Origin of the sequence: Agromyces salentinus (assembly GCF_009749395.1) — a bacterium.
In the GTDB taxonomy this organism is placed as follows: Bacteria; Actinomycetota; Actinomycetes; order Actinomycetales; family Microbacteriaceae; genus Agromyces; species Agromyces salentinus.
The window spans coordinates 19,038-32,250 of record NZ_WBIR01000008.1; the positions used below are offsets into that span (position 1 = coordinate 19,038).

General features: G+C 63.5%; 13 protein-coding genes. 5 read left to right on the top strand and 8 right to left on the bottom strand.

Annotation, left to right across the window (positions count from 1 at the left end):
- The first annotated feature begins 137 nt into the window (after positions 1 to 137).
- Positions 138 to 1,493, top strand: coding sequence for a hypothetical protein (locus GQQ95_RS09735; RefSeq protein ID WP_157427478.1), 1,356 nt, complete (start codon positions 138 to 140; stop codon positions 1,491 to 1,493).
- A 106-nt stretch (positions 1,494 to 1,599) separates the two neighbouring features.
- On the opposite strand, the gene GQQ95_RS09740 is transcribed toward GQQ95_RS09735, so the two are convergent.
- On the bottom strand, positions 1,600 to 2,901 hold the full coding sequence (locus tag GQQ95_RS09740; protein ID WP_157427479.1) for a hypothetical protein: 1,302 nt from the start codon (positions 2,899 to 2,901) through the stop codon (positions 1,600 to 1,602).
- 226 nt (positions 2,902 to 3,127) lie between these two features.
- Between GQQ95_RS09740 and mobF the strand changes: the two genes are divergently transcribed.
- Positions 3,128 to 5,812, top strand: coding sequence for a MobF family relaxase (mobF, locus tag GQQ95_RS09745; RefSeq protein WP_246205359.1), 2,685 nt, complete (start codon positions 3,128 to 3,130; stop codon positions 5,810 to 5,812).
- 168 nt (positions 5,813 to 5,980) lie between these two features.
- Here mobF and GQQ95_RS09750 read toward each other — a convergent pair whose 3' ends face one another.
- From GQQ95_RS09750 to GQQ95_RS09775, 7 genes are all read right to left on the bottom strand, one after another.
- Positions 5,981 to 6,376: a ubiquitination-like system serine protease family protein gene (locus GQQ95_RS09750; RefSeq protein WP_157427481.1), complete on the bottom strand. Its 396-nt coding sequence runs from the start codon at positions 6,374 to 6,376 to the stop codon at positions 5,981 to 5,983.
- Positions 6,366 to 7,568: a ThiF family adenylyltransferase gene (locus tag GQQ95_RS09755; protein WP_157427482.1), complete on the bottom strand. Its 1,203-nt coding sequence runs from the start codon at positions 7,566 to 7,568 to the stop codon at positions 6,366 to 6,368. Before GQQ95_RS09755 ends, GQQ95_RS09750 begins: the two co-directional genes overlap by 11 nt.
- Positions 7,543 to 7,809, bottom strand: a complete 267-nt coding sequence (locus GQQ95_RS09760; RefSeq protein WP_157427483.1) for a multiubiquitin domain-containing protein — start codon at positions 7,807 to 7,809, stop codon at positions 7,543 to 7,545. The genes GQQ95_RS09755 and GQQ95_RS09760 overlap by 26 nt, the downstream gene beginning before the upstream one ends.
- 49 nt (positions 7,810 to 7,858) lie before the next feature.
- Complete coding sequence (locus GQQ95_RS19335; protein WP_164863623.1) at positions 7,859 to 8,017, bottom strand: hypothetical protein; 159 nt, start codon at positions 8,015 to 8,017, stop codon at positions 7,859 to 7,861.
- Between the two features lie 80 nt (positions 8,018 to 8,097).
- Complete coding sequence (locus GQQ95_RS09765) at positions 8,098 to 9,105, bottom strand: ImmA/IrrE family metallo-endopeptidase (protein WP_157427484.1); 1,008 nt, start codon at positions 9,103 to 9,105, stop codon at positions 8,098 to 8,100.
- On the bottom strand, positions 9,095 to 9,751 hold the full coding sequence (locus tag GQQ95_RS09770) for a hypothetical protein (RefSeq protein WP_157427485.1): 657 nt from the start codon (positions 9,749 to 9,751) through the stop codon (positions 9,095 to 9,097). Before GQQ95_RS09770 ends, GQQ95_RS09765 begins: the two co-directional genes overlap by 11 nt.
- Positions 9,748 to 10,272 (bottom strand): sigma-70 family RNA polymerase sigma factor, encoded by a 525-nt coding sequence (locus tag GQQ95_RS09775; protein ID WP_157427486.1) that lies wholly within the window; start codon positions 10,270 to 10,272, stop codon positions 9,748 to 9,750. Before GQQ95_RS09775 ends, GQQ95_RS09770 begins: the two co-directional genes overlap by 4 nt.
- A gap of 796 nt (positions 10,273 to 11,068) precedes the next feature.
- Here GQQ95_RS09775 and GQQ95_RS09780 point away from each other — a divergent pair.
- The 3 genes from GQQ95_RS09780 (at position 11,069) to GQQ95_RS09790 (ending at position 13,202) form a co-directional block, all read left to right on the top strand.
- Entirely contained in the window at positions 11,069 to 11,608 is a 540-nt protein-coding gene (locus tag GQQ95_RS09780) for a hypothetical protein (protein ID WP_157427487.1), read from the top strand.
- Positions 11,609 to 11,963: 355 nt separating this feature from the next.
- Complete coding sequence (locus tag GQQ95_RS09785; RefSeq protein WP_157427488.1) at positions 11,964 to 12,419, top strand: helix-turn-helix domain-containing protein; 456 nt, start codon at positions 11,964 to 11,966, stop codon at positions 12,417 to 12,419.
- A gap of 72 nt (positions 12,420 to 12,491) precedes the next feature.
- Positions 12,492 to 13,202, top strand: coding sequence for a PIN domain-containing protein (locus tag GQQ95_RS09790; protein WP_170297034.1), 711 nt, complete (start codon positions 12,492 to 12,494; stop codon positions 13,200 to 13,202).
- Positions 13,203 to 13,213 lie beyond the last annotated feature (11 nt).

The following is a 13,213-nucleotide window of genomic DNA, read 5'->3' on the forward strand; positions in this document are numbered from 1 at the left end:
CCCGAGAGCCACGAGCCCGTGTCCCACTGGGCGACAACGCTTCAGAAGTGACCGAAAGCCCAGCGCCCGCTCTAGGACCAATTAAATCCCTTCCAGCGGGCCGGCAAGTTTCGAAGATGCAGCGAAAGGTACGAGACATGACGAACGATATCCGCGCGGACATTGAACCAGTCGCCCTGACTTCAGGGCAACCGTTTGATGTACGAATCGTTGGAGCGGTGCGATGGGCAGGCCAGGTCGTGCAGGTTGTCATCGATGGCGCGGACGACACGGAGATCATGTGGCTTTCGACGCTCCCCGTAGAGCTCGACGGCACCGGATGCGGCACTGCGGCGCATCCCGGAATCGAGGTCGACCGAGAAACTGTCGTGTGGGTGACAGCAATTGGCGGGGAAGGGCAGATCGAACGTCTCGAGACCGTAGCCATGTCCATTCTCGGCTCCCCAGAGCCCGTCGGTCGTGACGAGATAGTGGCCCGCTATGTCGAGATCACCGACAAAAGGGATTCCCGCTATCGGCAGCCGATGGGACTACAAGCGGAAGGGCTCGCGCGTCACCGAGTTGTGTACATCGTCGAGAACCTTCTCGTCACCCGAACGCTCCACTTTCAGCATGGATCGGTTCACGCGCTAGATCTGACACTTCACGAATCCGATCTACGTGACGCTGTGAACCAGGCGCTGGAGACGCTCGGCTGGCCATCGCGAGTCGACCACGAAGGTTGGAGTACCAACATGAGACGGAACGACTTCGCCATGATCGAGTTCCCCGAAGTGTGGGCAGCGGATTGGGCGGACGCGGAGCGAAACTCACTGGCCGACGCTGAGCGCTACATGAGCGCAATTGCATTTCTACGGCACGCAGCCCCGCGCCTGGTGATGATCGTGATCGAACGCGAAGGGCCCCCCATGAGCTCGAAGATGCGAACATTCCGAATGCCGTACCGGGGAAACCTCGTCGGCGGTCCGATTGCCGGGGAGAATCAAGTCGATTTCCTAGCGACGGCTGAAGCACTCGATACCGATCCCAAAAGCGCCCTCTATGTCAGCCTGTACCTCGACGCCCGGCGCGACGGTGATACCGATTCGCGCTACTTCAAGCTTTGGAGCGTGCTTGAGACCATTGCCATCAACTGCATTGAATCCCAGCAAGCCGTCCGACTGCCCGACGGGACGCCGTGGCCGGACGGCGCGACCACGTCTCAGGCCGCACCACGCGTGTTCGAACTCGTCCGTCAGTCCTCACTTCCGCAGCGAGATTGGCCAGGAGGAGATCTGTATACCTTCATTCGAGCCGCCTACGGACGGCGCACGGCCACTGCGCACTACGGGCGATTCCTTCCCGACAACGCCGATCAGTTGGCCAAGCCCTGGTACGTTTGGGCGATCCGAACCGTCGCTGATCGACCAGGCTCTCCTGACTTTCTATGGGAGCTGGAGCAGCTCGTACATGACGTCGTCGCGACGGAGGTTCGACGAGCCTCACCTTTATGAGCGGACTCCGTCCGGTCGTTCATGCGCGAGAGTCGAAGTCGACGCGAAACCGACTTATCGGCGAGGCAGCCATTGAGTATGAGCTCAAATCCGAGGTCACGGAGCCTCAGAAGGGCCATATAGCCTGTTCTTCCAGCAGGCGCGGCACCTTTATGGACGCCGCCTTTGGGTGGGACTGTAGCAACTGGCGGATCGTGAGAACCGTTCGATAGGCGTCCTTCACGAGCATCGTCTGTTCCCGCCAGACGGCGGGATCGTACTCGTTGTCCTTGATGTCGTGAGCAACCGCTGAGCGCTTCTTACGAATCAGGCGAAGAGTGGCATCTGCGTGGGAGACAGCCCCATCTGGACCAACCCGAACTGTCTCCTCCATGAAGTCCTTGAGCATCGCGATTGTCCCTCGCTGCGCCTTGTAGACGTTGCCCTCGCCATCACGACGCTCCTCAGTCGCATCCACCCTCGCCCGAGCGAAGAACTCGTTGCGCATGTTGTCGATCAGCATCTTGTTGAGTTGCTCGATGAAGTTGTTCAGCTCACGCTTTGTCGGCCGGATTGGATACCCGAAATCGGTCGGGCGGTTCGCTCGGGCATAGAGGTTCCGGTAAAGACGAGGCCATCCGATCGCATCGCAGATCTCGTTTACGAGCTTCATCTCCTCTAACAGCGCGCTGTAGGGGCTCAGACGTTCGGGAAACTCACCCATGAGGTGCGGTCGAACCCAGTCGGGGTGCAGAACCCAGTCTTGATGGTCGTGCTCGAACGACCTCCAGTACGACTGCTCGTTGGCCGACAGATCATGCAGGTACCGTAGGGGCACTCCGACAACGATCTCGTCCTCCTTCGGGTCGGGGTGAAACCCGATGCTGAAGGTCGTGAGGTAAGTGTCTAGGGGTGTGCCCTCGCGCGCGCGGATTTCGCCACCGATGTCGAGCGTGTAGTCATAACGCGGGTCTTCCCGGTACTTCGCCAAGACTTCGGCTTGGAAGAAGACTGAGTCGAGTTGCCCCGCCACGAGTGCAAGCGATGCGGAGTACGGCGCTCTCGGATAGCGCGAACCTGCTCCCACCTCGGCGAGGGTTTTCTTCGTCGGATACAGAACCGCGCCGGTCACGCTACCGCGCCTGATGACCTCGGCGTAGTTTGCCTCCTCGCCCTGGTGAGAAAAGCCCATGATGTGCGGGTTGGTCATTTCGTGCCCGAAGTTCGCATACGCGGCACCCTCCGTCACGAGCTCCACAACCAGTTCCTCGGCATCGACGGGCAAGTCTTTGGCCGCCCCGACGAGCAGAGTCGCGTCGACGCCGTTGAAATCGGGCGAGTCCAGGTAGCTCTGAGTGATCTGCTCCCGCAGCAGCTCCTTCAAGCCATCACGCATCGACATTCCGGAGCCTGCTTCCATGCCGATCATCTTGCCTGACGGTGCAGCGATATTCGATCAATGGCCAAGTGCCACACTTCAGCTCACGCAGCCCAGGCGCTCTCCGGACGCCGTCGGAAGTGCTCCTCGCAATTAACTCAACTACTGCCCCAGTCCGACTTCACCGGCGCCATCAGCGCCAACCTGAATGAACGTATGCTACCGTAGGTAGTTGCAAGAACCTGAGTCAACTCGGAGGAAGGCGATGAAGGGTGGAGTGATCCTGTACCGGGGTTCCGGGGCCGACGCGCGCCGATACCTCGAGTCCGATCGCTCCCGGGCCGACGACTACTACCTCAAGGGCGGGACGACGCTGGCCGAGTTCGCCGTCGTCGACGGCAACGGCGACATGATCGGCGATGGCTCCCTCACGCCCGGTCAGTACGCGCAGTGGGTCGACTGGATCAACCCACTCACTGGCGAATCGATGGGGACGCCCCGCCAGGCCGGCGACGCGCGCCATGGTTCCCCGCGGTTCGCGGAAATGGTCGTCAACGCACCGAAGTCGCTCTCGATCGCCGCGGCGCTGCACCCCGAGGTATCCGTCGCCCTCGATGCGGCTCAGCGCGATGCCACCGCCGAAATCCGCGTCTGGCTCGGCCAGCACTCGGTCACGCGTGTCGGCCCGCGCGGGGCGCAGCGGGTGGTGCCGGTCGAGCATCTCGAGACGGTCGCGGTCTCGCACAAGACCTCGCGGGCCGGCGACCCGCACCGGCACATCCACTTCCAGATCGGCACTCGAGTGTGGGCGGATACCGCGTGGCGCGGTCTCGACACGGCGGCCCTGTTCCGACAGCAAGGCGCGATTCGCGCGCTCGGCACGGCCGTGATCGCGGCGCACCCGCGGCTCGCGGCCGCGCTCGACGCGCGCGGTCTCACGCTCGATCCAGTGACAGCCGAAGTCACCGAACTGCAGCGGTTCAACGCCGCGATGAGCAAGCGTGCCGAGCAGGTTGCGCGCAACCTGGCACACTTCGAGAAGGACTGGCGCGCGGCACATCCGGGCCAGGAACCCCGGCCAGCCGCGATGTCGCGACTAACCGCGATGGCGTGGGATCACGAGCGACCGCACAAGAAGCCGACCCAGCTCGGCAGCGAGGATGCGTGGCGACGCGAGCTCGAGGCATCCGGCTATCGACCTGATCTCAAGCGCGTGCGGGCGCAACGGTCCGTCGCGCTCGATGAGCTGAGCATGCAGGACGTCGCGTCCCGCGCGCTCGATCGCTGCGCGGCCGCCGCGTCGACGTGGACGGTGCACGACATCCAGGAGCACGTTTCGCACCTCGTCACCGAGGCCGGCGTGCGGTCCGACTCGACGCCGCTGCGGGAGTTCGTCACGCTCGCCACAGAGCTCGCCGAGGAGAACTGCCTGTCAGTGCTGCCGCCCGATCGGCCGAGTCCTGAGCACGTCGCGCACCTGACGAGCGTGCACGTCATCGCCGTCGAGACTCGGCTGCGCAATCTGCTCACGACCCCGGCCGAGCAGCCGCAGGTGCGCGCGCCGGACCTGTCGCGGATTGCACAGCGGCTCCGACTCGACCCGGCACAGGCGCGCGCGGCCTCGGCCGTGGCATCCACTCAATCGCTCGTCGTTGTGGAGGGTGCGGCCGGCGCGGGCAAGACGACGATGCTTGCCGCCGCGATCAAGGCCTCGGCAATGCTGGGTCGCAAGACCCGTGTGGTCACGCCGACGAAGAAAGCAGCCGACGTTGCGCACCAGGAGCTCGGGGTTGCGGCCGACAGCGTCGCCAAGCTCGTGCACGAGTACGGGTGGCGGTGGAATCGCGATGGCGTGTGGTCGCGACTCGCCATTGGCGACCGCGACCCGGACACGGATGCCGCGTACGCCGGCCCCGCGGCATCCGCTCGGCTCAGCCTCGGCGAGCGGATCGTCGTCGACGAGGCCGGCATGCTCGACCAAGACACCGCGCTCGCGCTCCTGACCATCGCCGACGAGCGCCTCGCCAACGTCGCCCTCGTCGGCGACCGCGCGCAGCTCGCCGCCGTCGGTCGCGGCGGCGTGCTCGACATGGCCGCGCAACTGCTCCCCCGCGTGCATCAGATGATGACGGTGCACCGATTCGTCGACCCCGAGTACGCCGTGCTCACCGTGCAGATGCGGCGCGGGGACCATGCGGAGGGGGTCTTCGATCGGCTGTGCGCGCTCAGTCTCGTTGAGATTCACGAGAGCCCGGATGCGCAGCTCGAGGCGCTTGCGCGCGAGTGGCGCGAGGGTTGCGCGATGACCGTTGCGACGAACGACGAGGCGCGCGAGCTGAATGCGCGGATTCGCGAGGAGCGGGTGCGTGCGGGCGATGTCGATGACAGCCGCACGGCGATCGGGAGCGATGGGCTGAGCATCGGGCGCGGCGATGTGATCCAAACTCGACGCAATGACTCTGGTGTGCGGGTCGCGAATCGGCAGGTATGGGTCGTTCGGAGCGTCGGGGAAGATGGCACGGTGTGGGCCACAGAGAATTCCAGCGCGGGCAATCAGCGCACGGTACGGCTGCCGGCCGAGTACATCGCCGAGCACACGCATCTCGCGTACGCGGCGACTGCATATGGGGTGCAGGGAGCCACAGCGACAGAGTCCCACACAGTGGTCGGCGATGGGATGGGTACGGCGAGCGTCAACGTGGGGATGACCCGTGGGCGAGGCTTCAACCGTCTGCATCTGGTGGCAGCGGATGCTGATGATGCGCGGGCGCAATTTGTTCTCGCGATGGAACGCGACCGCGCCGATCGCGGGCTCGCGAATGCGACGGCGGCCGCGCGCGAGGCCGTGCGCGAACTCGCCACCGGTTCTGAGGAGCTACACCACCGGAAGCGATGGGTGGGGCCACGATTCGGGCGAGACTCTGGGCCGAACGCGGCGTCAGAAACTGGACTGAGGCGATGAATGGGTGAACAGGCCCTGACCGGCCAGGATCGTCGACGGACTGCACGGGCGTTGTCGGGACGGCAGTCGCCCGCGCTCGGACCTAGGGCGTGCCTCACGCCGGGCCTTGGGTTGGATGTGCTGAGTGAGGGTTCGATGGCGCTCCTTGTCAGCGCGGACCGTAAGTACTTACCGGCCTAGAAGCCTGCCGCGTAGCCGTCGCCAGAACTTGCGGCGCTTACGCGCGTCGAAGTACTTGTCCAGGTCATGGCCGTCTTTGCGTCGGCCGTCTTCCACGCGCACCTGATCCCATGCGGCTGCCCACTGAACGGCGTTTTGAGTGATGAAGTAGTGAGACCGGCACGGAAACTCCCAGTTGCCCACGGATGGCCGCACCGTAATGCCGGCTTCGTCAAACTTGACGCGCCACTCGGCGGGGCTCAGGGGGAGAAATACTTTCGTCCTGCACCCGCACGCACACAGGTGCGCGGTGGTGCCGTAAACCTCGCTGATGTAGAAAGTGTGCGGCTCGAGCGTGCGGGGAATGTACTCCAGGACCACAGGCGCGAAGATCTCAGTGCGCATCGACACGGGCCTCGTTCATCAGCCGATTACCGTCGAGAGTGTACGTGCTGCTGACCTCATCGCCGTAGTCGCGGTAGAAGCCGAGAGCCTTCTTCCAGGCGATGACGGCGTGGGCAGCGCCGAGCATGTTGAGTTCGACGACCTGGATGTTCTGCTCGTAGATGTCGTCACCTTCAGCGAACGAGAGGTTCGCGTCCACCCACTCCATGGAGTCGAGGGCAAGGTTGATGCGCGTGGTGCGGATGAGGCCACCGAGTGAGCTTCCGACCTGGTCGACGCCCATACCCGTGTCCACGAAGGAGACGCCGAAGGCTATGAGGTGATCGATGATCACTCGCTTGTGGGGGCCGGAGTCGATGGCGATGAAGACGAAATCGAACTCCTGAAGCAGCGCGACGTTGTCTGGCGTGATGTTCTCAGGGTGCGGGATCACATGCTTATGGAGGGCGCTGGTCGTGCGGTGGTGGTGGCTGACTTTGGAAGGGGCTTCCAGGAGCTGCTCCAGCGGTGTGGCACCGGGTGCGCGGAACGCGTTATGCGGGTGAAAGCGGTCACCGTCAAACAGATGGATCTCGGCAACGTGAGTCTTGATGACCGCGTCGAGGATGTAGGAGCCCGTGCCGCCGAGGCCGATGATGGCGATCCGTTGGTTTCGCGTCTTGTCGGTGGCCGCGCCGATCCGTGCCCGGCTGGTAGCGGAGTCAAAGTACCGATGAACAGATTCGTCACCTTCGCTGGCCATCGGCGCGAACGTCTCCACCCGGACGTTCGGGTCCAGCCGGTGAACTTCGGTGAGGAGAATAGTCGCGTAAGTCGTCAGCTTCTCGTAATAGTCGGCGTACCCGGCGGGCGGCTTGTGGGAGAAACCGCAGCTTGCGACCAGGTCTGACCCCAGTTCGACAGCGCTCTGTTGGTGCATCAGAGCTGCGAGCGGTTGACCACTGCTGTCGCAGGGCAGGTCCCCCGGGGCGTTGGTGGCGCCGACGAAGAAGACGGTGTGGTCGCCGACGGGGTTCGCCGTCCTGTCGCCGGCGGACTCGAGGGTGGTGATCAGGCGGCCCCGTGCGACCTGACCGACCGTATTCACATAGGGCACGCCGATCGTCAGCATGTTCGAGACGAACTGAATCTCGAAGCCACCGTCGACGAGGCGCCGCAGATCGTCACTACGACTTAATAGTTGCCTTGACATTGAAGACGGTGCCCTTCTTCTTCACCTCGACCGTGCCGCCTGCGGTGAGAGTGCCTTCCTTCGGCTTGTGCGCGTTGTAGAACGTCACTGTGAAGCGGGTGTCTGGTGCTGGCGGTTCGGGGTACGCCAGCGAGATCGCCTCCGCGTAGCTGACGATGTCGTCCGGCACGTCGTAGGGGGTGCCGTTGACGATGATCTCGGGACTCTTGGGACCGTTTGAGTGGTCGCTGGGGTTCTGCATGTGCTGCTCTCTTTGTAGGGGAGCGGCCGCGGGTTCGCGGCCGCTCCGGTCAGTTCTTCTCGTTGCGTACGCCCTTGTGCTGTTTGGGGCTGCCGTTCATGATGCGACCCGTTGCGGTGTCCCGCTTGAACCAGCTTCCGTTGTGCTGGAACTCGCTCCGGCCACGTACGGCGCCGGTGCGATGACCGCGTCCGGTGTTCTTCGCCATGCCTCTCACCTCCTCGCCGGAGGCGGCTTCAGGAGTGCCTCCACTGTGTAGTCGAGGCAGCGCCGTCAGGTGTAAGCGACTCAGCGGCAGTCGACGCAGATGCCGTCTGCGAGGAGGGCGGGGCTGTACAGCAGGCCGCACTCGTTGCATGGTTGGTCGGATGCGGCGGCCCGTTCGCACTTGCAGAGCCCGCACTTGGGGCAGTTAGGGTTCCGACATGTGGGGCAGGGGTATCCCCGCACCTGGAAGTCGGTGCCGCAGCAATAGCCCCGCAGTTGCAATCGAGTGTCGAAGGAACGGTCGATGAGCGGCGCGCCCGTCCCCGGTGTCCAGAGGTCGGTGTCCGCGAAGACGCACACGATCTTCGTGCGAGCGACGACAACGTCGACGTAGAAGTCCTCCTCGCTCCACCGCCCACGCCACCTGATGCGCTCCGTGCGGGTCGTCCCCTCCGGCAACCCGAGGAGGTGGTGTCCTTCGGGAAGGCGTTGGCCACGCCAGGGGATCGTTTCCGGCCATCCGCGGTCCGGGTCGGGGCGGACGCTGGCATCGGTGACCTCGCCGGTGAACCGGTCGATGAGAGCGATTGCACCCATCCCGCGCAGTCGTTCGGCGACGGCGATCATGCAAACGGGGTGGCTGGCCTGGGTGGTGTCATAGAGGTCGAGGATGTGGTGCGCGCGGACCGGGCCGGGCCCGACAAGTTCCGCGGCGATCTGCGCCGGGAGCAGCAACTCTCTTGCAAACCGGTCGCAGATCGTCTCGAGCACTCTGCCGTCGCTGTCGTTGTCAGCCAGCCAGTCCAGCACCGGGTCGAGTCGAGCGACCACCCAGTGTCCGAGCTCGTGAGCGAGAGTGAAGTTTTCTCGCCGGTTCCCTGTAGGACGGTACAGAACAACGCCGTCGTCCAAGAAGGACATTCCATCGCAAAATCCGCCGTCCTCGCGCGACTGGCTCAGGTCCGCGGCGGGTCTGACCACGAGGTCAAGCTGAGATGTGAGGGTTGCGAGGGGGTTGCTAGGAAAACCAGCACGGACGTCTGCGGGTACTGCCTCTACGGACAGACGAACGCAGTCGTCAATGTTCACGTTCGTCTTCGACTGTTCGAACGAGGGCGTCCAGCGCACTGAGGACCTGGTCGGTGTCAGGCACTTGTCCACGGTAGACCGTCGCTGCCATTCGGCTATCGAGCTCCGCCCGCGCGACTGCGAAAGCGATGTGCCTGACCTGAGCCCAACGCGCAACGATGTCCTTGAATGCCGGCGCTTCCCGAATCGCTTCGAAGCGATCTGTCGCGGCACCCAGCGGTTGGATGAGCGCGTCTACTGCGACCGCCAACTCATCGGCGATTGCCTGCACGAGTGCTGGGGGAACGTCAGTGGCCGAACTCTGCCATCGGACGACATCCGCTGTGGAATGGTCCCAGCCGCGCAACTTCAGCCGCTGCGCGAGCGCGCTCGGGGCGATCCTTGCGCGTTGCCGGGCCCGCGCGAATGACCGCGGGTCCAAGGAGCACTCCTTGTCAGGGACGAGCCCAAGCAAGGCAGCTACTGGATCCTCATCCAGTGGCGGTGCCCCCTGCGTTGCGAGCCACGCCGCGTCGGCGGTGAACATCAAGGCATCAAGGCGTGCCATCTCCTCGGCGTTCGCACCCGATTCGCGTACCAGTGTGCGTCGATCGTTCGGGTGAGCGACCAGTTCGGCGAGGAGCCGGTCGAACTCGTCCTCATTCATCTGGTCACTCCCTTCCGTTCAAGCTCTTCGCGAAGCTTCTGCAACGCCGCCTTCAAAATCTGGTTCACTCGAGGGCGGCTCACGCCGAGCTCGTCTGCCACTTCACCCTGTGGTCTCTGGTTCTGAATAACCTCTCGGATGACCTGACGTTCGCGTTCGTCGAGCACGGCCATGCTGTCCCACATATGTGCTCCAGCGCGAGCCCCGTCTAGTTTTTCATCGGTATCTGCGATGGCGTCATCGCCGAGCTCCGCGTGGTCGTCGTGGTCCATATCCAGTGTGCGACCAAAGTGCCGGACCTCTGCCGCGCGAATGCGGTCGTATGCCTTGTTCTTCACGACTCGCACGAGGAACGCCTCCCAGTTGCGGATTTCCTCCGTGGGCGGGTTGCTCGCGACGGAAAGCATCGCTTCGCTCACAACGTCGTCCTTTTCACCCTGCAGGCCAACTTCACGCAGAATCGACGCGGCCACGCGGTGAAGCGTGTCCTTGTGCTGCTGATACAGCGGCCCAATATCCACGAGTGCTTCTACTTCCCGCTCGACCCAGCCGAATCAGCCATCGAATGTTCTCTCCACGGTGTAGTCGGGACAGGCGCCCGAGATGTAAGTAGCACCCAGGCCAATTCTTTCGGAACTCGCTCTTCTACGCGCGCGACACGCAGATGGCACCGTGTCCGCACTAGGCCACTGTCCGAACTCGCTCACGGGCAGAGCCTGACTCGGCATGCGCGCTACATCGGTGTCGCGGACCGCGCCGAGCGACCAGCCCGCTCGCGCGTGAGCGGATCCCTCACCTTACCTTTCCGACGCGCGGAGCGGTCCGAGCCCCAACCTGGAGCGCGTTGTGTACGTAACGCCCGCAGGGTGAAATGCACGATGACGGGAGGACTGCAACACCGAATGCGTGACGATCGGTTGTGAACGCGTGTCGTCCAATGAACAAGAGCTGACCTGCGCAACGCGACGGTCTCGTCGCGCTCGGCGTCGACATGGATGTCATCCATGTCGACCATGGGCCGACATGCGCGAATCGCGCACGGCCAGGTCTCCGTGAACCGCGTGCACTTTGTGGCGGCGGATGCAGACGATGCGCGTGCGCAATTCGCCGCCGCGATGGGTCGAGATCGCGCCGATCGCGGGCTCGCGAGGGCGACAGCGGCTGCACGTGAGTCCGTGCGCGGTCTAGAGACCGGCACCCCCGGGAAGACGCTGGATGCAGGCCTGAGCCGCTGAGGAGCGAGTTGGCGGGCACATGCCCTAGAGAGCCGCCGCCCCTATGATGAATTCTCTGCACTCGTACGGGGAGGGCGCACATATGGGAATTACCGCAACTGAAATCGGTCACAGGATTCATGCATCCGCAGAGGTGGTCAATCGCCTACTGCTCGAGAAGGGGCTCACCCATGGTGAGCCGGGCGCGTACGGCATCACCGACAAGGGAGCAATGTTCGGCGCCGCTATCGATAAGGAAAACGGCTACGGCGGCTGGGCACACCGCAACTGGGGCTGGAATAGCTGGAACGAGAGCGTTATCGACGAGCTCGGTGCGACCCCTGAGAAGATCGCGGAGGTGTCTGCCGCGATTAAAGCTGAGAAGGCGGTCAAGCGAGCGGCAGACAAGCTCGAGGCCGAGCAGTACTGGGCGGGCGTGATGGCTGAGAAGGCCCAAAAGTTCGCCGAGGATACTTCCGAGGGGGGCACTGAGGCGGGGCTGACCAACGGTCAGAAGATGCTCATCGGCGTCACTGTGACGGTGGTTGGGGTCGTTGGCGGCGTGCTGATCTACAAGGGCGTGAAGCGGAACAAACGCAAGAAGGCAGAGCGCGCCGAGCGGGACGCAACTGCAGTCTCGTAACCACGGCGAGCGGCGCGGCTCGCATAGGTGTGACACGTGACGCTCACGCAGACCTACTCAGCGTCGGACTGCACTGAGAACAAGCGGCATTGACCCGCAACCGCATTCGTACAGCGCCCACATGCGGATCCCTCATTGCGCACGGGTAACGCAGCCGGTCGACCCGTATCTTGACCAGATTCAGGGCCATGCTATCCAGACGATTCGCAGTCACCGCCTCGTAGGGTTGCATTTATATCTGCAACGTCGTATCTTCGGCTCAGGACGAGTTTGCAGATACAAGCGCAACTCACTCAGCAACCATAAAGTAGCCATAAGTAGCCATAAGTAGCCATAAGTAGCCAGAGAGCACACCATGAACGTCACACTTCTCGCACGCTCCGGCGCATCCGACGAGCAACTCGTGTTCGACGAGAAGGTCCAAGCAGAAGCCCGCGCAGTCGTCGCCGAGGCACACGACCGTAAGCCGGTCAGCCTCTCCCTACAGCTCGAGGACGGTGAAGCGATACCGCTTCCCAAGGAACTCTCCGATGCGCTGATCTTTGCGCTCAAGGGCATGACCCAAGGAAACGTGTCGATGCGCGCTCTTCCTGAAGAGCTCACGACGTCGACCGCGGCAGGAATCCTCGGCGTCTCGCGCCCCACCCTCATGAAGCTCATCGAGTCGAAAGAGCTGCCCTCGACCAAGGTGGGCAGTCACCACAGGCTCAATGCCCACGATGTCCTCGCCCTGAGAGAGCAACGCGACGATGCTCGCCGGAAGGCTTTCGAAGAGCTACGACAGATCGACATGGATCTCGACCTCGACTGATCCACTCGTCGAGGTCGCGACTGAGTATCCCGGGCCCCCGGCGTGTCAACGCCGGGGGCTATTCTCATGCATATGGATTTGGTCTTCGTCGATGCGAACGTGCTCTACAGCAAGACGCTGCGGGATTGGACCCTCATGCTGGCCCAGGAATGCAACAGGTTCGCTGTTGTCTCCTCGCAGGACTGCGTCATCGAGGCACTGGCGAACCTTCGCGAGCAGATTCCCGCGGCCGACGGCGGTGTCATCCGCCAGATCGGCAAATCAATCGAGGGCGCCCTCCACGACATCATCGACGATTGGCCTGGCGGCGAGATTGAGGGCATGCCCGACGAGAAGGACTGGCACGTCGTTCACGCCGCGACGCACGCCCAGGTGAAGATCCTCGTCACCGACAACATGAAGGACTTCGCACCGGTCGCCGAAAGCCTGCCTTTCGATCTCTACACCCCCGATGAGCTGTTCACCCTCGTCGCGGAGAACGACCCCCAAGCCGTTGCAGCGGTCACGAGGCGGCAGGTTGAGTACTGGACTCAGATGGAACAGCGCCACGCCAATGTCGGTAGACCTGCGCCGAAACGGCTGGGCGAAGCGCTCCGAGACGCCGGCGCCCTGGAGTTCGCCGACATCATCGAAGATGTACTACGTGAGCTCTCCGGCATCCGCCACCAGGACAGCGTTGCCATGGCCGATGCGCCTACCAGTGAGGGGCAGACCACTAATGCTGCCTCAGCTTCCCTCGAGGCAGACGCCACGGAAGAGCCCTCCCGGACGCCAGCTCCGTAGACCTCTTGCTT

Excerpts from the sequence above, each read along its gene's own strand:
- GQQ95_RS09735 (WP_157427478.1), top strand. The coding sequence starts at position 138 with ATGACGAACGATATCCGCGCGGACATTGAACCAGTCGCCCTGACTTCA.
- GQQ95_RS09740 (WP_157427479.1), bottom strand. The coding sequence starts at position 2,901 with ATGATCGGCATGGAAGCAGGCTCCGGAATGTCGATGCGTGATGGCTTG.
- GQQ95_RS09750 (WP_157427481.1), bottom strand. The coding sequence starts at position 6,376 with ATGCGCACTGAGATCTTCGCGCCTGTGGTCCTGGAGTACATTCCCCGC.
- GQQ95_RS09755 (WP_157427482.1), bottom strand. The coding sequence starts at position 7,568 with ATGTCAAGGCAACTATTAAGTCGTAGTGACGATCTGCGGCGCCTCGTC.
- GQQ95_RS09760 (WP_157427483.1), bottom strand. The coding sequence starts at position 7,809 with ATGCAGAACCCCAGCGACCACTCAAACGGTCCCAAGAGTCCCGAGATC.
- GQQ95_RS19335 (WP_164863623.1), bottom strand. The coding sequence starts at position 8,017 with ATGGCGAAGAACACCGGACGCGGTCATCGCACCGGCGCCGTACGTGGC.
- GQQ95_RS09770 (WP_157427485.1), bottom strand. The coding sequence starts at position 9,751 with ATGAATGAGGACGAGTTCGACCGGCTCCTCGCCGAACTGGTCGCTCAC.
- GQQ95_RS09780 (WP_157427487.1), top strand. The coding sequence starts at position 11,069 with ATGGGAATTACCGCAACTGAAATCGGTCACAGGATTCATGCATCCGCA.
- GQQ95_RS09785 (WP_157427488.1), top strand. The coding sequence starts at position 11,964 with ATGAACGTCACACTTCTCGCACGCTCCGGCGCATCCGACGAGCAACTC.
- GQQ95_RS09790 (WP_170297034.1), top strand. The coding sequence starts at position 12,492 with ATGGATTTGGTCTTCGTCGATGCGAACGTGCTCTACAGCAAGACGCTG.